Here is a 25,857-nt window from a genome sequence, read left to right on the forward strand (position 1 = left end):
AGTATTGCAGAGGGGCTGTACTTGTCAAAAGATCAACGGTCGCGAGTGCCGAAGTGCGCGCCGATCGCGTCGAGCTTCGCGTCGTCCGTGTACAGCCAGATGCTGCGACCGTCCCCGCAGTCGAGTCGCTGGTCGGGTTCGCCGAACGTACCCGTGATGAAGCCGCCATCGATCGCCGGCTCGTCGCCCCGCTCGTTCACGAAGAAGAAGCGTCCGGTGTCGGCGCGCAGGTAGTCGAGGTTGGCGAGCCACCCGGCCTGGCTGCCGTCCGTCTTGAGAGGAATGAGCCGGATGCCCCGTGCCGAGGGCAGCGCGAGGCGACGAGCGTCCGAGAACGTCGCGTAGCCGATCTCGCTGCCCGCCGGCAGGGACTCGTCGAGGCAGCGCGTCTCGTCGTTGCGGAAGCCGAAGTACCGCTCCGGATGCCCGAGGGTGCCGGGCAACCCGCTAAACAGCGCGAGCACGAGGGTGCCGACCACGCCGATCGCGAGGGCCCGCGGCGCCCAGCGCGGGGGCAACGGGAGCAGCACGAGGACGAGCGGCAGCACGAGCACGGGCCACAGGTAGAGGGTGTGGGTGATGAAGAGCACGGCGGTGCCGGCGAGCCCGCCGAGCGGCACCAGCCCGAACCAGACGGCGACCAGCAGCTCGCGCGTCTCGCCCCTGCGCCGCAGCAGCGTCACCGTCGCGACGACGGCTCCCGCGAGGACTGCGAGAGCCGCCAGGGCGGCGATCACCAGCACAACACGGGTCGGGACATCCGCCCACAGCGCCTCGACATAGGGCGGGAAGTTGGCGAGTCGGCCCGCGAAGATCTCGCCGTTGACATAGGCGAGCGGCGAGGCGCCCTGCAGCGGCGAGAGCACCAGGCGAACCAGGAAGGTGGCGACCAGTATGCCCCCCGCGAGCAGCGCCGGGCGACCCAGGCTGCGCCAGCCGCTGCGGTTCGCGTGCAGCACCAGCACCGCGGCGAAGGCCGGGAAGGCGAAGACGAGGGCGAGCGGGTTCGACGCCGCCGTAAGCACGATCGCGGCACCCAGCATCGCCCGCGCCCAGGGCGTGCGCACGAGGAACACGGCGGGTACGGCGACGAGGAGCAGGTACATCCCGAAGTAGTAGGTCGGGGCGAGGTGGTAGGAGAAGAGCCAGGTGGTGCCGACGAGCGGCAGCGCCACAAGCGGGAGGAAGGCGAGGGATGCCCGCGCCAGCCACTCACCGCGGAACAGCAGTCGAACCACGAGGTACAAAGCCAGGAACAGCAACACATTGTTGAGAACCGCGACGAACAGGTAGTAGCGGTAGAGATCGCCGCCCGCGACGGCGAAGGCGAGCGCGCTGATCGGAAGTTCGGGAAAGACGTAGACCTGGGGCGAGAAGCTCCAGTCGAGGGGACGGCCTGCCGTGACATCCTGCAGCAGCTGGAACAGCACACCGTTGTCGCTCGACCGCAGCTCCCAGTTGGCCGGCCAGTTGGTGGCGCCCTCTCCCCCGGCGCGGAGGACGAAAACGAGCGCGGTCGTCACTCCCGCCGCGATCGCGGCGAGAGAGACGGTGACGAATCTAGGTATCGATCCGGGCACGGTTGAGGCCTTCGCCCGCGATGATGAACTCCTTGCGCGGAGCCACCTCGTTGCCCATCAGCAGCTCGAAGACGCGCGAGGCCTCCTCGGCCGACGCGGCGTCCTTGACCGTCACGCGGCGCAGAGTGCGGAAGCGACGGTCCATGGTGGTCTCGGAGAGCTGGTCGGCGTCCATCTCGCCGAGACCCTTATAGCGCTGGATGGGGTCCTGGTACTTCTTGCCCGAGCGCTTGAGGCCCGCGAGCACACCGTCGAGCTCCTTCTCGGAGTACGTGTAGATGGTCTCGTTCGGCTTGCTGCCGGGGTTCATGACGATGACCCGGTGCAGCGGCGGCACAGCGGCGAACACCCGACCGGCCTCGATCATCGGGCGCATGTACCGGAAGAACAGGGTGAGCAGCAGCGTACGGATGTGCGCGCCGTCGACGTCGGCGTCGCTCATGATGATGACCTTGCCGTAGCGGGCCTGCTCGATGTCGAAGCTGCGACCGGAGCCGGCTCCGATCACCTGGATGATGCTCGCGCACTCCGCGTTGGAGAGCATGTCGGAGACCGAGGCCTTCTGCACGTTGAGGATCTTGCCGCGGATCGGCAACAGCGCCTGGTATTCGGAGTCGCGCGCAAGTTTCGCGGTGCCGAGGGCCGAGTCGCCCTCGACGATCATCAGCTCGCTGTTGGCCACGTCGTTGGAGCGGCAGTCGACGAGCTTGGCGGGCAGTGACGAGCTCTCGAGCGCGTTCTTGCGGCGCTGCGTCTCCTTGTGGGCGCGGGCCGAGATGCGTGACTTCATCTCGGAGACGATCTTGTCGAGCACGAGCGAGCTCTGCGCCTTATCGTCGCGCTTGCTCGACGAGAAGCGCGCGGCCATCTCCTTGGCGATCACCGTCGCGACGATATTGCGCACCGCGGGCGTTCCGAGGATCTCCTTGGTTTGCCCCTCGAACTGCGGCTCGGGGAGGCGCACCGTGAGCACGGCTGTGAGCCCGGCGAGGATGTCGTCCTTTTCGAGCTTGTCGTTGCCGACCTTGAGGCGGCGCGCGTTCAGTTCGACCTGGGCGCGCAGGAACTTCATCAGGCCTGCTTCGAAGCCGGCCTGGTGGGTGCCGCCCTTGGGCGTCGAGATGATGTTGACGAAGCTGCGGAACGTCGTGTCGTAGCCGGTGCCCCAGCGCAGCGCGATGTCGACCTCGCAGTCGCGGGTGAGTTCGGTCGGAACCATCGCGCCGGTCGGCTGCAGCACGGGCACGGTCTCCGTGAAGGTTCCCGAGCCCTGCATACGCCAGGTGTCGGTGAGTGGGGCGTCGGTCGACAGGAAGTCGGCGAACTCGCTGATGCCGCCCGCGAAGCGGAACGACTCGACGGTCGTCTCCTCCCCGCGCGCGTCGGTGATGTCGATACCGAGGCCGGGAACGAGGAACGCCGTCTGGCGTGCCCGGGAGAAGAGCTCCTCGGTCTGGAAGGTCGCGCCCTTGGTGAAGATCTGCGGGTCCGCCCAATAGCGGATACGGGTGCCGGTCACACCCTTGGCGACCTTGCCGACGATGCGCAGTTCACTGTTCGAGACGAACGGCGTGAACGGTGACGCGGGGTTCGGGCCATCGGTGTCGGCGAAGATGCCCGGCTCGCCGCGGTGGAACGACATCGCCCAGGTCTTGCCGTCGCGGTCGACCTCCACGTCGAGTCGCTCGGAGAGCGCGTTCACCACCGAGGCGCCGACGCCGTGCAATCCGCCCGAGGCCGCATAGGAGCCGCCGCCGAACTTGCCGCCGGCGTGCAGCTTGGTGAAGACGACCTCCACACCGCTGAGGCCGGTCTTCGGCTCGATGTCGACGGGGATGCCGCGAGCCTTGTCGCGCACCGTGACCGAGCCGTCGGGATGCAGTTCGACGGCGATCTCGTCACCGCTGCCGCCGAGTGCCTCGTCCACCGAGTTGTCGATGATCTCCCACAGGCAGTGCATGAGGCCGCGCGAATCGGTCGATCCGATGTACATGCCGGGGCGCTTGCGAACCGCCTCGAGACCCTCGAGAACGGAGAGGTGTCGGGCTGAATAATCTGAGCTCGCCACTGCGGTCTCCTGGTGTGTTGTTCGGGTCGGACAATCCAGCCTACCCAGAGCGTGGGACGGCGACCGGATCCGACACCCCTGCCGGATTGGTTCTCGCTGGCACATACGCGTTCAGCGAAATCACCGCCGAATGTCGCATGTCTGTAACAGCATCGTGCTTGTATAGGTACAGCAAGCCACTAAGCCCGAAGGAGCACACCATGTCTCAGATCGACGCGAACAACATCGTCACCGAGAACGCAGCAGCAACCGCTGATGACAGCTCCGACTTCAGCCTCACCGCTTTCGACCGCTGCGACAGCTGCGGCGCGCAGGCCTATGTCCGCGTGACGATGGCCTCGGGCGAACTCTACTTCTGCGCCCACCACGGCGCCAAGTTCAAGGAGAAGCTGTCCGCGACGGCTCTCGCCTGGCACGACGAGTCGAGCAAGCTGCTCGAAAACGCCTGATCTTATTTAAGGCCTAAAGCAAGAACGTTTGATTTAGGGCCTACAGCAAGAACGCCCCGGGTTTTCTCGGGGCGTTCTTCGTTTAACCCCCAAGGATCAGGTCTACGGCCTTCTCGCCGATGACGAGCGACGGGGCGTGGGTGTGGCCACGGATGATGCTCGGCATCACTGAGGCGTCGGCAACGCGAAGTCCGTCGACGCCACGTACGCGCAGCTGCTCATCCACTACCGAGCCGGAGTCGGTCCCCATGCGCGCCGTGCCGACCGGGTGGTACAGCGTGTGTGCGTGCTTCTCGAGCGCGACTACCGCCCGCTCCTCGCGGGAGAGCGTCTCGGCGCCGAGCGGGCGCACGTACCCTTTGCCCACTACTTCGGCGAGGGCGGGCTGGGCGAGGATCTCGTCGCACAGCGCGATACCGGCGAGGAGGGTCGCCCGGTCCTCACCGCCGGAATCGGTCAGGTAGCCCGGGTCGATGACCGCCTTCTCCAGCGGGTCGGTCGAGCGAAGCCGGATCGTGCCGCGACTCTTCGGCTGCAGCAGGATCGCTCCGATCGTGAGGCCGTGCGCGGGGTGCTCGACGAGTCCCTCGTCGACGAACGCGACGGGCGCGAAGATAATCTCCACATCGGGCAGCTCGAGCTCTTCTCGAGTGCGCACAAAGCCGTAGGCCTCGGCGACGTTGGAGGACAGCATCCCGCGCCGCCTCGTCAGGTAGCCGACCACGGAGCCCGCAGACTGCGCGGTGAACAGGGTGTCGCCCGCGGTCGGCACGATCAGGCCGGAGAGCAGGTGGTCGCTGAGGTTGCTGCCCACCTCGGCTGAGTCGACGAGCACCGCGATGCCGTGGCGCTGCAGCTCCTCTGCCGGACCGATGCCGGACAGCATCAACAGCTGTGGGGTGTTCACGGCACCTCCACTCACCACCACCTCGCGCCTGGTCGTGGCGGTCCGGGTCGATCCCCCGTGCAGGTATTCGACGCCGACCGCGCGGGTGCCCTCGAACAGCACGCGCGTGACGTGCGCGCCGGTCGTCACCGTGAGATTCGCGCGACGTCGAGCGGGCTTCAGGTAGGCGTCGGCGGCGCTGAACCGGGCACCCGACCGTTGGTTGACCAGGGTCTCGCTGAACCCCTCGGCGTTGTCGAGGTTCGGGGTGACGACGGCGTAGCCGGCCTCTCGCACCGCCGACAGGAAGCGCGCCGTGTGCGACCTCGGGCTTCGCTGCCGCTCGACACGCATTGTGCGCTCCACCCGATCGAAGTACGGCAGCAGCGCCCGCCACGACCAGCTCTCCCCCGCCGTGCGCGCCCATCCGTCGTAGTCCGCGGCGAAACCGCGCACCCACATCATGGCGTTGAGCGACGAGGAGCCGCCGAGCATCCGCCCGCGTGGCCAGTAGATCGATCGTCCGCCCAGGGTCGTCTGGGGTTCGGTGTCATAGTTCCAGTCGAGCGTGGTACGGAACAGCTTCGAAAAGGCCGCTGGAATGTGCACCTCGGTCTTCGTATCGGCGTCCCCCGCTTCGAGCAGCAGCACGGATGCGTCTCCTCCCGCGCTCAGGCCGGCGGCGACGGCTGCTCCCGCCGAACCCGCGCCGACCACGATGTAGTCGAAGGCGGCGCTCATGCGGGAGTGCCGGCCCGCAGGTCCTTGCGCAGGATCTTGCCCGAGGCAGACTTGGGGATCGCGTCGATGAACTCGACCTGCCGCACCTTCTTGTACGGGGCCACTCGCTCCTCGACGAACGCCATCACCGCGTCGGCGCCGAGATCCGCACCCGCCTGGAGCACAACAAACGCTTTCGGCACCTCTTCACCGTCGGCGTCGTGCGCCCCGACGACCGCGGCATCCGCGATCAACGGGTGGGTGAGGAGCAGCGCCTCGAGCTCGGCCGGAGCGACCTGATAGCCCTTGTACTTGATGAGCTCTTTCAGCCGGTCGACGACGGTGACGAAGCCTTCTGCGGAAACCGTGGCAATGTCTCCCGTGTGCAGGAAGCCGTCGTCGTCGAGCGTCGCGCGGGTTGCCTCGTCGTTGCCGAGGTAGCCGCGCATGATGTTCGGCCCACGGCAGAGCAGCTCGCCCGCCTCGCTCACTCCGTGCGCGGGAACATCGATGTCCTCGCCGGTCGCCGGGTCGATGAGGCGGCACTCGATGTTCGGCAGCGTGATGCCCACCGAGCTGAGCGGAATATCATCCCGGTCGATCGGGATCGCGTGCGACACCGGGCTCATCTCGCTCATGCCGTAGCCCTGTCGCACCACGCAGTCGAGCCGAGACGCCACCGCTGCTCCGAGCGCTCCGTCGAGAGGAGCAGCGCCGGAGAAGACGACGTTCAGGCTCGATAGGTCGTAGTCGTCGACGAGCGGGTGCTTCGCGAGCGCCACCGCGATCGGTGGGGCGATGAAGACGAAGGTGATGCGGTGATCCTGGATGATGCGCAGGAACTCGGGCAGGTCAAAACGCGGCATCGTCACGAGCGCGGCACGGGTCGACAGCGCGAGATTGAGCAGCACGGTCATCCCGTAGATGTGAAAGAACGGCAGCACGGCAAGAACCCGGTCATCGGCCCCGATGGTGATGAGCGGCTGCGACTGGGCCACGTTGGCGACGAGGTTGCGATGGGTCAGGATGACGCCCTTCGGCCGCGCTGTCGTGCCCGACGAGTACGGCAGCACCGCCACCGTCTCAGCGGCATCGAACGTGACGTTCGGGTCCGGGTTACCCGCGCCCAGCAGGTCACGCAGGGACTGGTACCCCTCCGCCCCGTCGAGCACAACGATGTCATCGGATCCCAAGCCGACCGCGGAAGCCGCCTCGAACGCCTGCGGAAGGAGCGGCGAGACCGTGAACAATAGCTTCGCTCCGGAGTCGCGCAGTTGTGACGCCACATCGTCGGCGGTGTACAACGCGTTCACAGTCGTCGCTGTCGCGCCTGCGCGCAGGATGCCGTGGAAGACGGCAGCGAACGCCGGGGTGTTCGGGGCGTGCAGCGCGACCACGTCGCCGAGTCCGATGCCGCGGGCCGCCAGGGCACCCGCGACGGCGTGGATCTGCCCGATCAGTTGGCCGTAGCTGGTCTCGGCGCCACTCCCACCGTCGACGAGCGCGACCCGGTCGAGATCATGCCCCTCGATCGACCCGAACAGGAAGTCGAAGACGCTGAGCTCGGGAATCGCAACGGACGGAAGGGGGCTGGTGAATACCACGGGCTATCTCCTTTGATAACTGATGGACGCTGGTAACGAACGAGTGCACAGCGTACGTCTCAGCCCTGAAGACAGAATTCGTTTCCCTCAGGATCACGCATCTGGTAGTACCGCTCAGGCCAGGGACCCCACTCCTGTTCGACGAGCCGCACAACGCTCGCGCCGAGCCCGACGATGCGATCCTTCTCCGCCTCGAACTCCTCTGTGGTCGGCTTGCGGCCGGCAACGGCGTTGATGTCGAAGTGGATGCGGTTGCGCCCCACCTTCGGTCCGTCGGCGTGGTGGAAGAACAGTCGCGGTCCCCTACCCTCCGGATCCTCGGCGAGCCCGCGTGAGAGCAGGTCCTCCTCGGTGAGCCCGTTGGCGAGCAGGTGCTCCTTGAGAGCGCCGTCGAAGGTCGCTCGCGGGTACCCGAAGACGTCTGACCAGAAGGCGGACAGGGCAACGGGGTCGTCGGCGTAAAACGTGAAGTTTCCCAATGCAACAGCCATAGAGGCAGGCTACGACGGGCGTACGACGCGAGTAAAGCCCTACTGCACCCGCTCGAATGGATGCCAGCGACGACCATCCCGGAAGTCGGCGAGCCGCGCGTCGTAGGCAGCGATGGCGAGATCCTCGTGCGCGAGCACCGGCTCGGTATCCGGATCCAGGCGCGCGAGCAGTCCGCGGGTGAGGTGCGGATTGACCACGAGCAGCGGCCCGATGAGCGAGGTGCCGATGAAATTGTTCACCCGGACACCCTCGACCGCCGTCGACGTGTTGCGGCCGATACCGCGCTCGGCAACGAGGAAGCCGGGCAGGTTCACGCCGCCCGACACCATCGAGAACTGCGACTTGTAGCCGAGCACGGGGTGTGCGCCCGCCTCCGGCACCCCTCCCAGCACCTTGCCGTTGTAGCGGCCGAACATGCGCACGGTCGACTCGAGGTCGAAGATGCCGACGCCCGCCTCGTCGTAATCCATGTCCTTGTTGCTGATGCGGGTGCCCAGCACCTCGAGCGCGTTGTGGGTGAAGAGGAAGGAGGTGCCCGCACCGATGAGCTCCTCGATGCGCTCACGGTGTGGCAGCAGTCGCCTGACCGCCTTGAGTTGTCCCTGCTCGGTCATTGCGCCCAGGTAGACGAGGTCGACCTTGCCTGCGACGAAGGCCGGGGTGTCGGTAAGGCCCGTGCGCACGATGCGGGCGTCGGGCCGGCACTGCGCGAGGTAGTCGATGTTGGCGAGATCGCCGTGCAGGTTTGCGATCTCCGGGAACAGCACCTCGATGGTCAGCGTCACGAGATCTCTCCCAGCCGGGCGCGCAGGCGCTCTTGGACGACCGTGCCGGTACTGACCGCGTTGTGGACGCTGTGCAGGTTGAACACGTCATCCACACCCATCAGGTCAAGGCGATCGGCAGCTCCGGTCTCGGACTCGATCGTGACGATGCGCGCGGGGTCGACACCGGCGATCGCGAGGCGCAGGGCGTGATCGTGACGGCGCACTCCCCCGACGACGATCTGGCTGATCGAATCGTCGGCGAGGTACTCGTAGTCGGCGTCATAGATCCAGGCCGTGTTCTCGACATCGGTCACGCGCTCGCTGACCTCGTCGACGGTGAGCACAATGGCCTTTCTGCCGAGAAAGGATGCCACGTGCTCGAACGATCGCGAACACGCAACCCCCACGAGTCCCTTGGTCAGCAGGCGCACGAGCTTCACGCCGTTGATCTCCTCGACGGCCGAGCGGGTCGTGGGCGGCTGGATGTGGTCGAAGACCTCGACGATCGCGTCGCGCTGCAGGCCGATGCGATCGAGCACGGCGGCGACTGCGATCTCGTTGTAGACGTTCACGATGTTGGCGTTGATGAGACGGGCCTCGCGGCTCTCGCCGTCGAGCTCGAGGGTGACCCGGCTGCGCTCGGCGTCGACGGAGTGCGCGCGGTAGGCGGCCTCGGGCGAGCGGAACCCGCAGTTCGGGCAGCGCACCCGGCCGATGTGGTTGAAGCGCCAGTAATCCCAGTCGAGTGTGTGGTCGCACACCGGGCAGATACCCACGTCGACGGCCGCGCCGCTCGGACGGTCGGAGTCGGACGGCAGCCGGTCGACGGCGAAGTACACGCGGGGGTTGTTGTCCGTGCCGAGCGAGGATGCGATCAGGTCGTCGGCGTTCAGCACGAGGCTGGTGGACTCCGACAGCGCCGAGGAGAGAATCCAGGCGATGTAGTCGGGATGCGCGTTCCGCTTGATCGAGTCGCGCGTGAGATTCATGCACACCAGCACCTCGGGCGCGAGACCCGGCAGGATCAGGCGCGCGGAACGCTCATCCATCTCGACGACGGCAACGTCGACGCGCGGTTTTCCGGTCCAGGAGACCGCCCCGATCAGCAGCGAGGCAACCCCGGCGGCGATGTTCGACCCGTTGCGGTTACTTGCCACGGTCAGCCCCTGCGCCTCGAGCGCGTCGGTGAGCAGGTTCGACACCGTGGTCTTGCCGTTGGTGCCTGTCACCGCTATCACCCGTGAAGGGTGCCGGAGCGCGCCGATGATTCCGGGATGAAGCTTGCGGGCGATCAGGCCAGGAGTGTGGGTGCCCGCTCGCCCGAGCACGCGAATCGCGAGCCCGGCGAGCTTGGCCACCCAGATCGTGAGCAGTACGCGCACGATGGCGGTCTACTCGAGGTAGTCGCGAAGTGACTGCGACCGCGAGGGGTGACGCAGCTTGGCCATCGTCTTCGACTCGATCTGGCGGATGCGCTCGCGCGTCACACCGAACGTGTCACCAATCTGGTCGAGGGTCTTCGGCATACCGTCGCCGAGGCCGAAGCGCATGCGGATCACGCCGGCCTCACGCTCGGAGAGCGAGTCGAGCAGGCTCTCGAGCTGCTTCTGCAGCATCGTGAAGCCCACGGCGTCGGCCGGGACAACGGCTTCGGTGTCCTCGATGAGGTCACCGAACTCGCTGTCGCCGTCTTCACCGAGCGGTGTGTGCAGGGAGATCGGCTCGCGACCGTACTTCTGAACCTCGACGACCTTCTCGGGCGTCATGTCCAGCTCGCGGCTGAGCTCCTCGGGCGTGGGTTCGCGACCGAGATCCTGCAGCATCTGACGCTGCACGCGCGCGAGCTTGTTGATGACCTCGACCATGTGAACCGGGATGCGGATCGTGCGCGCCTGGTCGGCCATGGCGCGGGTGATCGCCTGGCGGATCCACCACGTCGCGTAGGTGGAGAACTTGAAGCCCTTCGTGTAGTCGAACTTCTCGACAGCACGGATGAGGCCCAGGTTGCCCTCCTGGATGAGGTCGAGGAACTGCATCCCGCGACCGGTGTAGCGCTTGGCCAGCGAGACGACGAGTCGGAGGTTGGCGCCGAGCAGGTGGCTCTTGGCACGGGCACCGTCCTTGGCGACCCAGGTCAGCTCACGACCGAGCGAGGACTTCTTCTCGGTGTCTGTCATCGTGGAGAGCTTGTCTTCGGCGAACAGGCCGGCCTCGATGCGCATCGCGAGCTCGACCTCCTCGGCCGCGTTCAGCAGGGCGACCTTACCGATCTGCTTCAGGTAGTCCTTGACCGGGTCGGCGGTTGCGCCGGTGATCGCGGATGAGTAGACGGGAACCTCATCCTCATCGTCGACGAGGGAGAGCACGAGAGCGCCCGTGGGCAGCTCCTCATCCTTGCCGGTGGACTTGGTCTTGCCGTCCTCGTCGTCGTCGTCGTCGGTGTCGGCGGTCTTGGCGTCGTCTTCGGGGATGACCACCGGCTCGACAACGGCGTCGTCGCCGTCTTCCGGCTCGCCCGACTCGTCGCTGTCACCCTTGGCCTTGGTGGCGCGCTTGACGGGCGCCTTCTTGGCCGGCGTCTTTGTTGCGGCGGGAGCCTTGGCGGCAGCAGCCTTCTTAGGGGCCGCCTTAGCTGCTGCTGCCTTCTCGGGCGCTACTGCAACGTCGACACTGACGTCGGTGGGCGCTTCTTCTGTTGCTGCGGGGGCAGTCTTGGTACGGGTTGCCATTCGAACACCTTTCAGGGGTTGTGGGCAGTGGTGCTTATGCTCCGCTATCAATGTTTCGTGCACATTGCCGGCGGTATACAGATCAGTTGCACTGTTTTTGGACAGCACTAAGACCCTTGTCAAGTCCGGGCCTGCGACGCAACGAGTTGCTGTGCGGGCCACGAAACCATGACCGGGTCTTGGAACCAATTATTGCACGTTTTGTGCGGCCCTATTGCCACGAGCCTCTTTGCGGGTATCATCCGGGCTGTGCTACGGATGTTGCTTAGGAACTCCGCCGCCATCCCCGCACTATTGCAACCCAAAGGGGGGCCACGGTTATTCCCTCGTCCTCGTGCAGGCGGCGACGCGTGCGGCGGCGTGCCACGAGCAGGAAGACCACACCGAATCCGACGACAGGGAACTGCACCAGGAAGGCGAGCCGGAACGAGTCGAGCGCGTACAGCTCCTCGGGGATGCCGGTGCCGCCGTTCGCCTTGTCCACGGCGTCGAGCACCAGCCCGATGAGGAACATCATGACGAAGGTCGCGAGGAATCCGCCCACGTTGACGACACCGCTTGCGGACCCGAGACTACGTGCAGGGTTGAAGGTGCGCGCGTAGTCGAACCCGATGAGCGAACCGGGACCGCCGATCGCGATCACCACGATGAGCACGATCACGAGCCACATTGGCGGAACGCCCGGCCAGGCGAGAACGGCGAGCCAGGCGAGGCCCATCGAGATCACGATGCCGAGCACGATGTTGCTGCGTCGATACGGGTAGCGGGCACTCAGCACCCCGAGCACGGGGCCGGCGACCACCGCGGTCGCCACCACAAGCGTGAGCAGCAGGGCCGCGGTCGTGGGGCCGTAACCGAGCCCGATCGAAAGGAAGGGGAAGCCCCAGAGCAGTGTGAAGAGGGTGCCCGAAGACTGCGTGACGAAGTGCGACCAGAAGCCCAGCTGGGTTCCCGGCCTGGCGAGAGCCTCGCGCAGAAGCCGCAGCGCACGCGAGGAGCCCACGGTGTGGATGGGGCGGGTGGCGTCATCCGGAGCATTGCGCACGAGCGCCAGCACCAGCACGAAAGCCAGCACGGAGAGGGATCCGGCTGCGATGAACGCCGTCGTCCAGCCCTGCTGGTGCAGCAGCGCCGACAGCGGGATCGCCGAGAGCACCTGGCCGAACTGCCCGACGGTACCCATGCTCTGAGTGAGGAACGGCAGCGTGCGCCCGCTGAACCACGACGCCACGAGCTTCGAGACCGGCACGAAGGTCATCGCGTCACCCGCTCCGACGAGGATGCGCCCGATGATCGCCACCACGATGTTCGGCGCGAGCGCCATGGTGATCTGCCCGATGGCCATGAGGGCAGCGCCGATGAGAATGAGTCGCCGCGGTCCGACGCGGTCGAGGATGACGCCCACCGGCACCTGCAGCGCGGCATAGACCACGAGCTGCACAACCGCGAGGGTAGAGAGGAGGGCTGCCTGCACCTCAAAGCGCTCGGTCGCATCGACCCCCGCGACACCGAGCGAGGTGCGCTGCAGCACGGCGATGACGTAGGCGAAGACTCCGACCGTAAAGACAATCCAGGCTCTACGGGAGTTCACTCCCCCAACCTACTCGCGTTGGTTAGGCCTACTGGCGTTGGTTACGGCAGCCGGAACTCGTCGTCGCCCGAGCGCCGGATGGAGAGGAACTTCTCCAGCTCTGCCGCGATCGCATCGGCGGTCGGCAGTTCGCCGTCACCGTCGGTGAGGGGCGAGCGCATCGGATTGTCGATCATGTAGCTGTCGTGGCTCTTCTCGAGCGAAGTGACCAGCTTGGCGAGTTCGGCGTTGTTGCCCACCTGGTTGTCGATCTTGGTGAGGAAGTCGCGGCCGTCTTCGCGCACGCTGTCGGTCGGGAAGATGAGGCCGGTTGCGGCGCTCACACTCTCGAGCGCGGTCAGGGCGGCGACCGGGTAAGTCGTGTCGGCCAGGTAGTGCGGAACGAGCAGCACGAAGCCGACCACCTCGCGGCCGGACTCCTGCAGCCGGTATTCGACGTGGTGCAGTGCGTTCGAGGGCACCTGGGTGTGCGGCTTCCACACCGACATCGCCTCGGCGAGGTCGGAGCGCGTGCCGCTCACCGTGACACCCATGCCGCGGGTGTGCGGCACCGGCATCGGGATGGCGTGCACCCAGGTCGTGGTCTGCACGTCGAAGCGCTCGACCAGTTCGAGCACGGCCGCAGTGAAGCGGTCCCACTGGAAGTCGGGCTCGTAGCCGGTGAGCAGCAGGAACGGCTGGCCGATCTCGTCGTGCGCGAGGCGCAGGGCGAGCTCCGGCGGCTCGTAATTGCTCAGGTGATCCTGGTCGAAGTAGATGGTGGGGCGACGCGCGCGGTAGTCGAGCAGCTCGTCGTTGTCGAACGTCGCGATGACGCTGTGGTCGAGGGTCGAGACGAGGTAGTCGTTGAGCTGGGTCACCGCCGAGCCGGCGTCGGCAAAGCCGGTGAGGCCGGCCACGAGGTGCAGACCGGAGGGCACGCTCTCCCAGTCGGTGGAGAGCTCGTACAGGCCTGCAGGATCGCGCATGTTTCCACCCTAACCGCGCGCTTCGGCCGTCGCCGGGGGTTACGGGGCGCGGCGTAGCGCTCACAGCGAACAGCGCCATCGGGCGGCTCGAATACGATGGACCAATGACTGTTGCCGCCCTGAGCACCTCCCCCGAAGCCGCCCTCACCCTCTCCGCCGACGTGCTCGTGATCGGGGTGCGGTCGAGCGATGACGGTCCGCGCCTAATCACCGACGAGCCCTCGCTGCTCGCCCTCGAGTCGGGTCTCGCCGCGATCGGGATCACGGGTGCCGCGGACGAGCTGCGCCGCCTCCCGCTGCCCGAGGGTGCCGCCGCATCGCTCGCCCTCGTCGGACTCGGCGCCGTCAGCGCCACGCCCGACAGCAACGAACTGCGCTACGCGAGCGGCTCGGCAGCGCGACAGCTGACCGGGGTCGAGTCCATTGTCATCGCCTTGCCCGCGACATCCGACGCCGACGTGCTTGCCATCCTGGAGGGCGCGGGCATCGGCGCCTACGCCTACAACGAGCACCGCTCGACGCCGCCCAAGAACCTGCCCGCGACGTCGATCATCGTGCCCACGACCTTCGGAGCCGACGCCGCGCAGCGAGCCACGATCGTCGCGCAGGCCGTGCATACCGTGCGCAACCTCGTCAACGCGCCGCCCTCGCACCTCTACCCGCAAACCCTCGCCGACGCGATCGTCGCCCTCGGCGCCGACTCGGGCGTCGAGATCGAGGTGCTCGCCGAGAAGGAGCTCGAGGCCGGCGGCTTCGGCGGCATCCTCGGGGTCGGCCAGGGCTCACCTCGCGGACCGCGCCTCGTCAAGCTCAGCTACAACCCCGAAGGCGCCACCAAGCACCTCGCCCTTGTCGGCAAGGGCATCACGTTCGACTCGGGCGGGCTCTCGCTCAAGCCGCCGACCGGCATGATCGGCATGAAGTACGACATGACCGGGTCGGCGACGATCGGCGCAGTGGTGCTCGCCGCCGCCGAGCTCGGCCTTCCCGTGCGCCTCACGGGCTTTATGTGCCTCGCCGAGAACATGCCTTCCGGCACCGCAGCCCGCCCGGGCGATGTGCTCACCATCCGCGGTGGCAAGACCGTCGAATACCTCAACACCGACGCCGAGGGGCGCATCGTGCTGGCCGACGGCCTCGTCGCGGCGAGTGAACTCGAGCCCGATGCGATCGTGGATGTCGCGACCCTCACCGGTGCCGCGAGAGTCGCGCTCGGCAACCGCTACACGGGCGCCATGGGCGACGAGGATCTCGTCCGTCGCATCACCGACCTCGCCTCCTCCGTCGGCGAGCAGCTCTGGCCGATGCCGCTTCCCGCCGAGCTGCGTCCGCTGCTGAGCTCCGACATCGCGGACATCCAGAACATCAAGCCGGGCAACACCGCGGCAGGCATGCTCATCGCCGCCGTTTTTCTGCGCGAATTCGTGGGAACGGTCGGCGAGGGCGACGAGAAGCGCAGCATCCCGTGGGCGCACCTCGACATTGCCGGCCCCGCGAACAACGAGGGCGGCGGCTACGGCTACACCGTCAAGGGTTCGACGGGTGTCACGGTGCGTGCCCTGCTCGCGCTGGCTGAGGACTTTTCCCGCGCGTAGTAGTGTCGTACGGGCGGGTTAAGCCCGCCACTCGACCGCCGGCACATCACGCTGGAAGGTCGCAATTTCAAATCCTGATACATCAAGGGAGCTGCTGGGTGTCGGAACAGAATTTTGACCTCGTAATCCTGGGTGGCGGAAGTGGTGGCTATGCAGCTGCCCTCCGCGCCAGCCAGCTGGGCATGAGCGTCGGTCTTATCGAGAAGAACAAGCTCGGCGGCACGTGCCTCCACGTCGGATGCATTCCGACCAAGGCCCTGCTGCATTCCGCCGAGGTCGCGGACGTCACGCGCGAGTCTGCCCAGTACGGCGTCACCTCTACCTTCGGCGGCATCGACATCGCCGCCGTCACCGCGTACCGCGAGGGCATCGTCGCGAGCAAGTACAAGGGACTGCAGGGTCTCATCAAGGCGCGCGGGATCACGGTCATCGAGGGAACGGGCAAGCTCGTCTCCCCCACCACCGTGCAGGTCGGCGAAGACACCGTCACCGGCAAGAACGTCATCCTCGCAACCGGCTCCTACTCGCGTTCGCTTCCCGGACTCGAGCTCGGCGGTCGCGTCATCACGAGCGAGCAGGCCCTCGAGCTGGACTTCGTGCCCAAGAAGGTCGCGGTTCTCGGCGGCGGCGTCATTGGCGTCGAGTTCTCGAGCGTCTGGAAGTCCTGGGGCACCGAGGTGCACATCATCGAGGCTCTCCCCCACCTGGTCCCGAACGAGGACGAGGCCATCAGCAAGCAGTTCGAGCGTGCCTACCGCAAGCGCGGCATCGAGTTCACGCTCGGCGTGCGCTTCCAGTCGGTCACGCAGAACGATGACGGCGTCGTCGTCACGCTCGAGAACGGCGCGACGATCGAGGCAGACCTGCTGCTCGTCGCCGTCGGTCGTGGACCGGTCACCGCGAACCTCGGATACGAAGAGGTCGGCGTGAGCATGGATCGCGGCTTCGTTCTCACGAACGAACGCCTCGCCACCAACGTACCCGGCGTCTTCGCCGTGGGCGACATCGTTCCCGGCCTGCAGCTCGCGCACCGCGGCTTCCAGCAGGGAATCTTCGTGGCCGAGGAGATCGCCGGGCTGAACCCGATCGTGGTCGAGGACGTCAACATCCCCAAGGTCACCTACAGCCACCCCGAGGTCGCCTCCATTGGCTACTCCGAGGCGAAGGCCGCCGAGAAGTTCGGCGCCGACAAGATCACGTCATACGACTACAACCTCGCCGGCAACGGCAAGAGCCACATCATCGGCACCTCGGGATCGATCAAGGTCGTTCGTGTCAACGAGGGTCCCGTCGTCGGTGTGCACATGATCGGCGACCGCGTTGGCGAGCTGATCGGCGAAGCACAGCTCGCCGTGAACTGGGAGGCGTACCCCGAGGACATCGCTCCCCTGCTGCACGCACACCCCACGCAGAACGAGGCACTCGGCGAGGCATTCCTCGCCCTCGCTGGAAAACCCCTGCACGCAATGTAGTTATCTCGGCCCCGTCCCCTGTTTTAGGGGCGGGGCCGAACTAAGCTGAACACAGTTATTTGTTATGAAGGAGCACCACTGATGAGCGAATCCGTCAACCTCCCGGCACTCGGTGAGAGTGTCACCGAGGGCACGGTGACCCGCTGGCTGAAGAACGTGGGCGACCGCGTCGAAGTAGACGAGCCCCTGCTCGAGGTTTCGACGGACAAGGTCGACACCGAGATCCCGTCGCCCGTCGCCGGCATCATCGAGGAGATCCTCGTTGCCGAGGACGAGACCGTCGAGGTCGGAGCACCCCTCGTGCGCATCGGAACCGGCGAAGCCGCACCCGCCGCCGAAGAGCCCGCACCCGCTGCCGAGGCACCCGCCGAGCCTGCACCCGCCGCTGAAGCTGCGCCTGCTGCAGAGGCCGCGCCTGTTACCGAGGCACCCGCCGAGCCTGCACCTGCTGCCGAAGCCGCACCCGCGCCTGTCGAGACCCCCGCCACGCCGGAAGATGCGGCACCCGCCACAGAAGCCGCCCCCGAGGTTCCCGCCCAGCCGTCGACCGAGGCTCCGGTCCCGGCCGAGATCCAGGCTGAGGCACCGGCACAGGCCGAGGCACCTGCGGCTCCCGCCGAGCCCGCAGCAGAGGCCGGCGCGCCGGCAGCCGAGGCACCCGCCGCGCCGGCGCCTGTTGCTGAGACGGCACCCGCGGCTGAGCCCGCACCGGCACCCGCCGCTGCAGCACCCGCAGCTCCTGCTCCTGCACCCGCAGCTCCTGCACCCGCAGCAGCCCCGGCCGGCGCAGCGCTCACGGCCAACGCCGGATACGTGACCCCGCTCGTGCGCAAACTCGCCCACGACCAGGGAGTCGACCTCACGGGTGTCACCGGCAGTGGTGTTGGTGGACGCATCCGCAAGCAGGATGTTCTCGCCGCCGGCGCAGCAACTCCCGCCGCAAGCTCGGAGGCTCCCGCCGCCGCCGCAGCTTCCGCACCCGTCGAGGTCTCGCCGCTGCGCGGAACCACCGTCGCGATGTCCCGCCTTCGCAAGGTCATCGCCGAGCGCGCCGTCATCTCTATGCAGAGCTCGGCACAGCTCACCTCGGTCGTCGAGGTGGACGTCACGCTCGTCGCTCGCTTCCGCGACCAGGTGAAGGGCGACTTCCAGGCGAAGACGGGCAACAAGCTCTCCTTCCTCCCGTTCTTCGCTCTCGCCGCCACGGAGGCGCTGCAGGCCTACCCGATCGTCAACGCGACGATCGACGGCGACTCGATCGTCTACCCGGCTCAGGAGAACATCTCCATCGCCGTGGACACCGAGCGCGGACTGCTCACCCCGGTCATCCGTGACGCTGCCGGTCTCGACCTCGCCGGTTTCGCCGCGCAGATCGCCGACCTCGCGGCACGCACGCGAGACAACAAGCTGAAGCCCGACGAGCTGGCCGGCGGAACCTTCACGCTGACCAACACGGGTTCGCGCGGCGCGCTGTTCGATACCCCGATCGTGTTCCTTCCGCAGAGCGCCATCCTCGGCACCGGTGCCGTCGTGAAGAAGCCGGTTGTCGTCTCCGACAACGGTCTCGACGCGATCGCCGTTCGCTCGATGGTCTATCTGGCGCTGTCCTATGACCACCGCATCGTCGATGGTGCGGACGCAGCTCGCTTCCTCGTGACGGTCAAGAACCGTCTCGAGGGTGGCGACTTCGCCGGCGTGCTGGGCATCTAACTAGCCATCGGCAGTACCCACGTAACCACGTATCCGCCAACCGGCCTCGCCCTTCATCAGAAGGACCGAGGCCGGTTTGCTGTCTGCCCCTGCGGTGTCTGTACCTGTGCCGTCCGCACCCAGCGACACCAGCGCCGAGTCGCCGAGCCGCTCGACGAGTGCCGGCGCCGACGCCTCCAGGGTCGAGTCATCCCGTGTCTCCCCGCCCGCCTGCAGTTCGCGGATGATCGCCGCATCCGCATCGAGCGCCGACGAACCGGGCTCCAGCACTTGGTCGAGGCAGAGCACCGAGAGGTCGCGCAGGCACCGCTCGCGGGCCTGGAGCAGGGCGACCAGCGCCGCCACGGGATCGTCAGCGGTGACCGGGCCGACGGCACCCTGGTCGATGGCGATCGGCGTCTCCGTGGGCGCTGCACGGGATGCCACGCGCTCACCCGAACCCTGCGGGACCAGCACGAGTGCCGCAACGAGCGCGGCGCCGACGGCCCCGAACACCCACCACAGCGGCCTGCGGACCCCGCGTAGCGCGCCCGTGAGCTTCTCCCGCGCGCGTGCGAAGGGCGACCCGTCGAGGGTCTCGAGCAGCCAGGCGGGAATACCGAGCCCGCCGACCAGGGCCGAGCGCGGCTGGAGCTCGTCGACCGCGCCAGTCGGCGCGACCGCCCGAGCCGGCACCAGTTGCGGCTGCGACACGTCTGCGCCGAACCGCACGGGCGAGGAATCGGCGAGCGTGAAGAGCCGCTCGACGAGCTCTTCGCCGAGCGGGTCGGGGAATCCCTCCGCCTGCACGGCATCCAGCCAGTCGAAGGATGAGACTCCGGCCCGCTCGAGCACCACCCGCACAACGCCTGCCAGCGCCGCTCGATCCGCGCGCACGTCGGCGCGTTCGGCGAGGATCGCGACGGTGAGGTCGGGCGCGAACAGCGTGCACCGCGCGAAGCCTGCGAGAACCGGAGCGCCCGTCGCGCGGAACAGCACCCGCGAGCTGGACACCGCGCCGTGCGCGACCCCGCTCGTGTGCAGAACGTCGAGCGCCGCGGCGATCGGGGCGAGGATCGTCACCGCCTCGCCAGCGCTGAGCGTGGAGCGCTCGGCCAGCAGCGTCGCGAGGGAGCCGAGTTCCAGTCGTTCGAGCAGGAGGCACTGCTCCCCCGACGGCCCCGAGGCGATATCGCGCAAGCGCACGACGTGCGGGTGAGCGATGCGCCCAAGCGCCTCGACCTCGCGATCCCCGGCCCGGCCACCGGCCCGATACACCTTGACGGCTGACGTCAGCGGCGCTGCACCGGAGCCCGCGAATCCCAGGAAGACCTCGGCGGCGGCACCCTCGCCGAGCTTGCGAACGAGGCTGAACCCGCCCACGACGGAACCCGGGCGGACGGCGGAAACGGCGAGCTGGGACATCCGGAAATCATCGACGAATCGGCACCGGCGCACACGGCGAAAACGCGAAACGGTGCATGGTGTTCGCCTGCCGAGGAACCGGGAGGAGAAGGCCGCGCAAACCCTTATCCTTGTAACCATGGCTCGCATCAAGGACCCCAACAAAGAACCCGGCCGCATCAAGCAGATGTGGCAGGTCTTCCAGATGACCCGCCGGTACGACTCTCTTGTGGTCTGGTACCTGGCCCTCGCGGTGCTCGCACCCATCGGCCTCAGCATCGTTCTCGCTCTGCTGTTCGCGAGCGGCGAAGGCCAGATCGTGGCCTTCGTCATCTACATCATCGCGGGTGTGCTCGGCGCGATCCTGCTGTTCCTGATCGTGCTCGGCCGTCGTGCCGAGAAGGCCGCCTACTCGCAGATCGCCGGCCAGCCCGGCGCCGTCGGTGCGGTTCTCAAGAGCTCGCTCCGCCGCGGCTGGATCGCGAGCGAGATGCCCGTCGCAGTCAGCCCGAAGTCGCAGGATGCCGTCTACCGCGCCATCGGTCGCGGTGGTGTTGTACTCATCGCCGAGGGACCCCGCAGCCGCACGCAGCGCATGCTCGACGACGAGAAGAAGTCGCTCGGCCGCATCATTCCGAACGTGCCGATCAACTACCTCTATGTCGGCCCCGACGCCGAGTCGACCCCGCTGCACAAGATCCCCGGAGCGCTCGGCAAGTTCAAGACTTCGCTGCGCAAGGCGGAGATTCACGCGGTCAACAACCGTCTGAGCTCGCTCGGCAAGAACGCGCTGCCGATTCCCAAGGGAATCGACCCGTACAAGGTGCGCTCGGCCCGACCGCGCTAGGCGCGATCACGACAGCGCCAGCACGACAGCTCAGCGGCGGACCAGCACGGTGTTCGCCGCTTTGTCGTGCAGGCCGCGCTGGTCGCGGTCCCAGATCACGGCCGGAATCAGCAGCGCGAGCAGCACCGTTCGCACGAGCGGCTTCACGAAACCGATCACGCCCGGCTGCAGCGGAACAAGCCGCAGGCCGAGTGCCAGGTGGCCGACGCTCCCGCCGAGCACGCTGATGAAGATGACCTGCAGCACGGCGAAGATGATCGCGATCGCGAGCGCGTCCCCTCGGAAGAACGCGTAGGACAACAACACGGCGATCCCCCAGTCGAGGCAGAGCGCGAGCAGTCGGCGACCCGCGCGAGCGATCGAACGCGGCCCCTGGTCGGGAAGACCGAGACGCTGCCCGGGCCAGAGTTGCTCGGCACCGTGGTTGTCGGGCTGGGTATCGGTCATGCTGCAACCCTAATCCGGCCCTCGTAACATGCCCGAAACAATTGCGTCACCCTCGCGAAACCCCCTGCGCCTACCCTCGACAGTGTGGCTGCGCTTGCAGCTGTTTTTCACCACGCCATTGGAGTCCCATGTTCAGCGATTCTTCTGAGGTGCTCAAGTTCATCAAGGACGAGGACGTCAAGTTCCTTGATATCCGCTTCACCGACCTTCCCGGTGTACAGCAGCACTTCAACATCCCCGCGTCCACCGTCGACGAGGAGTTCTTCTCCGTCGGCCAGCTGTTCGACGGCTCATCGATCCGCGGGTTCGCGTCGATCCACGAGTCCGACATGCAGCTCATCCCCGATGTGACCACGGCATACCTCGACCCGTTCCGCGTCGAGAAGACGCTGATCATGGTCTTCGACATCTACAACCCGCGCAACGGTGAGATCTACCACCGTGACCCGCGCCAGGTTGCCAAGAAGGCAGAGAAGTACCTCGCCTCGACCGGCATCGCCGACACCGCGTTCTTCGCGCCCGAAGCCGAGTTCTACATCTTCGACGACGTGCGTTACGAAGTCAGCCAGAACAAGAGCTTCTACTCGGTCGACTCCGAAGAGGGCGCCTGGAACACCGGCCGCAAGGAAGAGGGCGGAAACCTCGCCAACAAGACGCCCTTCAAGGGTGGCTACTTCCCCGTGAGCCCCGTCGACAAGCAGGCCGACCTGCGCGACGACATCAGCCTCAAGCTGATCGACGCCGGACTCATCCTCGAGCGCGCCCACCACGAGGTCGGCTCGGGCGGACAGGCCGAGATCAACTACCGCTTCGACACCATGGTGCACGCGGCAGACGACATCCTGAAGTTCAAATACATCGTCAAGAACACCGCTGAGCAGTGGAACAAGACCGCCACGTTCATGCCCAAGCCCCTCTTCGGCGACAACGGTTCGGGCATGCACACCCACCAGTCGCTCTGGGCGGACGGCAAGCCGCTGTTCTACGACGAAGCCGGTTACGGCGGACTGTCGGACCTCGCACGCTGGTACATCGGTGGACTGCTCAAGCACGCCCCCGCCGTTCTCGCGTTCACGAACCCGACGCTCAACTCCTACCGCCGCCTGGTTCCCGGCTTCGAGGCTCCCGTCAACCTGGTCTACTCGGCCGGCAACCGCTCCGCCTCGATCCGCATCCCGATCACCGGTACCAACCCGAAGGCCAAGCGCATCGAGTTCCGCGCGCCCGACGCCTCCGGTAACCCGTACCTCGCCTTCGCCGCCCAGCTGATGGCCGGCCTCGACGGCATCAAGAACAAGATCGAGCCGCACGAGCCCGTCGACAAGGACCTGTACGAGCTTCCCCCCGAGGAGGCGAAGAACATCCCGCAGGTTCCGGCATCGCTCGAGGAGGCCCTGCGCGCCCTCGAGGCGGACCACGAGTTCCTGACCGCCGGTGGCGTGTTCACGAGCGACCTGATCCAGACCTGGATTGCGTACAAGCGCGAGAAGGAGATCATCCCCGCCTCGCAGCGTCCGCACCCCTTCGAGTACGAGCTGTACTTCAGCGTCTAAGCGTCAACCAAAAAAAGGCCGCATCCCCTCGGGGGTGCGGCCTTTTTTCGCGGTGCCCGTCTAGAACTTCTCGAGCTTTGCCTTCTCCTGGCGCAGCTTGCGGGCGCGCCCCTGCTGCTCGATGATGAAGGCGAAGATCGGCACGATCGAGATGACGCCGAACAGCTCTTCTCGCGGTTCGACCACGATGAACAACCAGTTGAAGACGACTCCCCAGACGATCGCGCCGACGAACCAGACGCCTCGCCACCACGGCTGAAATAGGTAGTACCGCAGGCTCTGCCAGTGATTGAGGCCCTCGGGGGCAGCCTCGGGCGCGGGGGTGTTCGTCATCCTGCAAGCCTACGAGGTGCCGCGCCCATGAAAATGCGCGGGATGCGCCTCGCGCGAATACCACTCGGTTGCCGCGAACACGAGATTTGTCGGTATCCACAGGGCATCCGTCGGGTTCGGAGAATCCGGGGTAGACAGGGCGGTTCAGGGCCACCCTCGATCTATGCCGCCGACGACAGGCTCGGCGGACAATCATCGAGAACTGGAGTGAAGTCCATGTTACGAACACGATCGAGAATCTCCTCAACCGCCGCCCTCGGGCTCGGCGTCGCCCTTGCCATCGGTGGTGGGCTCGCCTCAGCTAGTGCCGCCGAGCCCGACTCCGTCGAGAGCTGGATAGTGCCGCAGACCCAGCAGGGCGGCGGATTCTGGACGAGCGAGAAGATGGAGGCGGCTGTTCCGGCCGACGTGCTCGTTGCGGGCAAGACCGCGAAGACGCCGACCGCAGCGGTCGAGAAGGGCGCCGAGATCGTCATCCCGCGCCAGGTGGCATCGACAAAAGCCGGTGCTTCAACAGACACTGACCCGTCGACCAACGCGAACCCCGAGGCCCCGGTCTCGCACATCGGCAAGGTCTTCTTCTCGTCCGGCGGCGGAAACTACGTCTGCTCGGGCAACGCCGTGTCATCCGGCAACGAGAGCACCGTCTCGACCGCGGGTCACTGCGTGAACGAGGGCGGCGGCGCGTTCGTCACCAACTTCGTCTTCGTGCCGGCCTATGACAACGGAGCGGCGCCTTACGGACAGTGGCCCGCCATCGAGCTCGTCGCACCGACCGAGTGGACCTCGGGCGGTGACCTCAGCTACGACACCGGCTTCGCCGTCGTCTCCACCGTGAACAACGCGAGCCTCACCGACACCGTCGGCGGATCAGGCCTCACCTTCAATGACGCGCGCGGCCTCGGCTACGCCGCCTACGGCTACCCCGCCGCGGCACCGTTCAACGGCCAGACACTGCAGTCCTGCGCGGGCACGGCAACGGCCGACCCGTTCGGACAGTCGCAGTCTCAGGGCATCCCGTGCGACATGACCGGTGGATCCTCGGGCGGACCCTGGTTCATCGGCAGCGGCACCGGCGGATCGCAGAACTCGGTGAACAGCTTCGGCTACACGAGCGTCTCGAACACGATGTTCGGACCGTACTGGGGCTCGGTCATCGGCGCTGCCTACGACTCGGCCGCCAACTAGCAAGAACGAGAATGGCCCGCACCTCGGTCGAGGTGCGGGCCATTCTCGCGCTGTCAGCGTCCGGTCATCAGCAGCTCGAGTTGACGGTCCGCAGCCCGGGCGACCGACTTGGTGTTGCTGCCGAGGCCGGTGATCGACCAGCCGGCCTCCACCCAGCGCGGGGCGTCGAGGTAATTGCGGGCGTCGATGATGACCGGCATCACGACCCGCTTCTTCAGCTCGACCGGGTCGATCTCACGGAACTCGTCCCACTCGGTGAGCAGCAGCAGCACGTCGGAGCCGTTCGCAGCCTCCTCGACCGAGTCGGCGTAGGTGAGGGTCGGGAACATCTGCTGCGCCGTGGCGATCGCCTCGGGGTCGTAGATCACGACCTGGGCACCGCGCAGGTGCAGCGCGGCCGCGACGTTCAGGGCAGGCGAGTCGCGCACGTCGTCGGTGAGCGGCTTGAAGGCTGCGCCGAGCACGCCGATTCGGCGGTTGAGCACCGATCCCCCGCACGCTTCGAGCGCACGGTCGATCACCGAGAGGCGCTGCGACATGTTGATCTCGTCCACCTGCTGCAGCAGGTCGGCGACCTTGGTCGCGCCGAGCTCGCGCGAGCGGTGGATCAGCGCTCGGATGTCCTTTGGCAGGCAGCCCCCGCCGAAACCGAGACCGGCGTTGAGGAACTGGCGCCCGATGCGCACGTCGTGGCCGAGGGCGTCGGCGAGCACGCTCACGTCGGCACCGGCGACCTCGCACACCTCGGCGATCGCATTGATGAACGAGATCTTGGTGGCGAGGAACGCGTTGGCACTCACCTTGACCAGCTCCGCCGTTGCCAGGTCGCACACCACGAGCGGGGTTCCCGTCGCGAGCGGCATCGCGTAGACCTCGCGCATGATGGCCTCCGAGCGCGCGGTGACCCCGCCGATGACGATGCGGTCAGGTGTCAGGGTGTCGGCGACCGCCTTGCCCTCACGCAGGAACTCCGGGTTCCAGATGAGCTCCGCCGCGACTCCGACCGGTGTCGACGCGGCGATGATCGACCGAAGGCGCTGGGCGGTTCCCACCGGCACCGTTGACTTGCCGACGATGAGTCCGTCGTGCGTGAGGGAGCGGGCGACGCTCGCCGTTGCATCCTCGACATAACTGAGATTGGCCGCGTTGCTTCCCCGCTGCTGCGGTGTACCGACGCAGATGAAGTGCACGTCGCTCAGCGCGACCGCGTCGGCAAGGTCTGTCGTGAACCGCAGGCGGCCACTGGAGACGTGCTTGAGGATGAGCTCGGGCAGGCCGGGCTCGAAGAAGGGAACGCGCCCCTCGCTGAGAGCTGCTGCCTTGAGCGGGTCGGAGTCGACCCCGATGACCTCGAAGCCCATCTCGGCCATGGCGGCCGCGTGGGTCGCCCCGAGGTAGCCCGTACCGATGACGCTGATACGAGGAGGCGTTGCGGGAATCTGCTTGTTCTTCATGAGGGGCCTTTCGTCAGTGGA

General features: G+C 66.9%; 21 protein-coding genes. 7 read left to right on the forward strand and 14 right to left on the reverse strand.

The features are described 5' to 3' along the window. Positions 1-32: 32 nt before the first annotated feature. Both EYE40_RS05150 and EYE40_RS05155 read right to left on the reverse strand, forming a co-directional pair. Positions 33-1,580: a hypothetical protein gene (locus EYE40_RS05150; RefSeq protein WP_130980944.1), complete on the reverse strand. Its 1,548-nt coding sequence runs from the start codon at positions 1,578-1,580 to the stop codon at positions 33-35. Beyond that, positions 1,561-3,648 (reverse strand): DNA gyrase/topoisomerase IV subunit B, encoded by a 2,088-nt coding sequence (locus EYE40_RS05155; RefSeq protein WP_130980945.1) that lies wholly within the window; start codon positions 3,646-3,648, stop codon positions 1,561-1,563. Before EYE40_RS05155 ends, EYE40_RS05150 begins: the two co-directional genes overlap by 20 nt. Before the next feature lie 200 nt (positions 3,649-3,848). Here EYE40_RS05155 and EYE40_RS05160 point away from each other — a divergent pair, with 200 nt between their 5' ends. Further along, positions 3,849-4,097, forward strand: a complete 249-nt coding sequence (locus EYE40_RS05160; RefSeq protein WP_240034723.1) for a DUF7455 domain-containing protein — start codon at positions 3,849-3,851, stop codon at positions 4,095-4,097. Between the two features lie 82 nt (positions 4,098-4,179). Here EYE40_RS05160 and EYE40_RS05165 read toward each other — a convergent pair whose 3' ends face one another. The 8 genes from EYE40_RS05165 to EYE40_RS05200 form a co-directional block, all read right to left on the reverse strand. After that, positions 4,180-5,724, reverse strand: a complete 1,545-nt coding sequence (locus EYE40_RS05165) for a GMC family oxidoreductase (RefSeq protein WP_130980946.1) — start codon at positions 5,722-5,724, stop codon at positions 4,180-4,182. Next, complete coding sequence (locus EYE40_RS05170; protein ID WP_130980947.1) at positions 5,721-7,307, reverse strand: AMP-binding protein; 1,587 nt, start codon at positions 7,305-7,307, stop codon at positions 5,721-5,723. Before EYE40_RS05170 ends, EYE40_RS05165 begins: the two co-directional genes overlap by 4 nt. Before the next feature lie 59 nt (positions 7,308-7,366). Then, positions 7,367-7,798: a VOC family protein gene (locus tag EYE40_RS05175; protein ID WP_130980948.1), complete on the reverse strand. Its 432-nt coding sequence runs from the start codon at positions 7,796-7,798 to the stop codon at positions 7,367-7,369. Between the two features lie 39 nt (positions 7,799-7,837). Then, on the reverse strand, positions 7,838-8,584 hold the full coding sequence (locus EYE40_RS05180; protein WP_130980949.1) for a hypothetical protein: 747 nt from the start codon (positions 8,582-8,584) through the stop codon (positions 7,838-7,840). After that, positions 8,581-9,948, reverse strand: coding sequence for a MurT ligase domain-containing protein (locus EYE40_RS05185; RefSeq protein WP_130980950.1), 1,368 nt, complete (start codon positions 9,946-9,948; stop codon positions 8,581-8,583). Before EYE40_RS05185 ends, EYE40_RS05180 begins: the two co-directional genes overlap by 4 nt. Positions 9,949-9,957: 9 nt before the next feature. Next, the gene (locus EYE40_RS05190) at positions 9,958-11,295 is read right to left on the reverse strand and encodes an RNA polymerase sigma factor (RefSeq protein ID WP_130980951.1); all 1,338 of its coding nucleotides are present in this window, start codon (positions 11,293-11,295) and stop codon (positions 9,958-9,960) included. Between the two features lie 265 nt (positions 11,296-11,560). Continuing rightward, positions 11,561-12,886 carry an MFS transporter gene (locus EYE40_RS05195; protein WP_130980952.1) on the reverse strand — a complete coding sequence of 442 codons (1,326 nt, stop codon included), beginning with the start codon at positions 12,884-12,886 and terminating at the stop codon, positions 11,561-11,563. A 41-nt stretch (positions 12,887-12,927) separates the two neighbouring features. Next, the gene (locus EYE40_RS05200; RefSeq protein ID WP_130980953.1) at positions 12,928-13,854 is read right to left on the reverse strand and encodes a proteasome assembly chaperone family protein; all 927 of its coding nucleotides are present in this window, start codon (positions 13,852-13,854) and stop codon (positions 12,928-12,930) included. Between the two features lie 104 nt (positions 13,855-13,958). Between EYE40_RS05200 and EYE40_RS05205 the strand changes: the two genes are divergently transcribed. The 3 genes from EYE40_RS05205 (at position 13,959) to sucB (ending at position 18,631) form a co-directional block, all read left to right on the forward strand. Continuing rightward, positions 13,959-15,449, forward strand: a complete 1,491-nt coding sequence (locus tag EYE40_RS05205; RefSeq protein ID WP_130980954.1) for a leucyl aminopeptidase — start codon at positions 13,959-13,961, stop codon at positions 15,447-15,449. A 98-nt stretch (positions 15,450-15,547) separates the two neighbouring features. Beyond that, positions 15,548-16,921, forward strand: coding sequence for a dihydrolipoyl dehydrogenase (lpdA, locus tag EYE40_RS05210; RefSeq protein ID WP_130980955.1), 1,374 nt, complete (start codon positions 15,548-15,550; stop codon positions 16,919-16,921). 81 nt (positions 16,922-17,002) lie between these two features. Next, positions 17,003-18,631: a 2-oxoglutarate dehydrogenase, E2 component, dihydrolipoamide succinyltransferase gene (sucB, locus tag EYE40_RS05215; protein ID WP_130980956.1), complete on the forward strand. Its 1,629-nt coding sequence runs from the start codon at positions 17,003-17,005 to the stop codon at positions 18,629-18,631. Here the strand turns inward: sucB and EYE40_RS05220 are convergent, their stop codons facing one another. Then, positions 18,632-20,035: a protein kinase domain-containing protein gene (locus EYE40_RS05220; protein WP_161972350.1), complete on the reverse strand. Its 1,404-nt coding sequence runs from the start codon at positions 20,033-20,035 to the stop codon at positions 18,632-18,634. A 118-nt stretch (positions 20,036-20,153) separates the two neighbouring features. On the opposite strand from EYE40_RS05220, the gene EYE40_RS05225 reads away from it, so the two are divergent. Further along, complete coding sequence (locus EYE40_RS05225; protein ID WP_130980958.1) at positions 20,154-20,861, forward strand: DUF4191 domain-containing protein; 708 nt, start codon at positions 20,154-20,156, stop codon at positions 20,859-20,861. A 30-nt stretch (positions 20,862-20,891) separates the two neighbouring features. On the opposite strand, the gene EYE40_RS05230 is transcribed toward EYE40_RS05225, so the two are convergent. Beyond that, positions 20,892-21,308 carry an RDD family protein gene (locus EYE40_RS05230; protein ID WP_130980959.1) on the reverse strand — a complete coding sequence of 139 codons (417 nt, stop codon included), beginning with the start codon at positions 21,306-21,308 and terminating at the stop codon, positions 20,892-20,894. A gap of 128 nt (positions 21,309-21,436) precedes the next feature. Here EYE40_RS05230 and glnA point away from each other — a divergent pair, with 128 nt between their 5' ends. Then, on the forward strand, positions 21,437-22,861 hold the full coding sequence (gene glnA / locus EYE40_RS05235; RefSeq protein WP_130980960.1) for a type I glutamate--ammonia ligase: 1,425 nt from the start codon (positions 21,437-21,439) through the stop codon (positions 22,859-22,861). A gap of 60 nt (positions 22,862-22,921) precedes the next feature. Here glnA and EYE40_RS05240 read toward each other — a convergent pair whose 3' ends face one another. After that, positions 22,922-23,194 (reverse strand): hypothetical protein, encoded by a 273-nt coding sequence (locus EYE40_RS05240; RefSeq protein ID WP_130980961.1) that lies wholly within the window; start codon positions 23,192-23,194, stop codon positions 22,922-22,924. A gap of 216 nt (positions 23,195-23,410) precedes the next feature. Between EYE40_RS05240 and EYE40_RS05245 the strand changes: the two genes are divergently transcribed. Next, positions 23,411-24,382, forward strand: coding sequence for a trypsin-like serine peptidase (locus EYE40_RS05245; RefSeq protein WP_130980962.1), 972 nt, complete (start codon positions 23,411-23,413; stop codon positions 24,380-24,382). A 53-nt stretch (positions 24,383-24,435) separates the two neighbouring features. On the opposite strand, the gene EYE40_RS05250 is transcribed toward EYE40_RS05245, so the two are convergent. Next, positions 24,436-25,836, reverse strand: coding sequence for a UDP-glucose dehydrogenase family protein (locus tag EYE40_RS05250; RefSeq protein WP_130980963.1), 1,401 nt, complete (start codon positions 25,834-25,836; stop codon positions 24,436-24,438). Positions 25,837-25,857: the final 21 nt, after the last annotated feature.

Origin of the sequence: Glaciihabitans arcticus (genome assembly GCF_004310685.1) — a bacterium.
GTDB lineage: Bacteria > Actinomycetota > Actinomycetes > Actinomycetales > Microbacteriaceae > Conyzicola > Conyzicola arctica.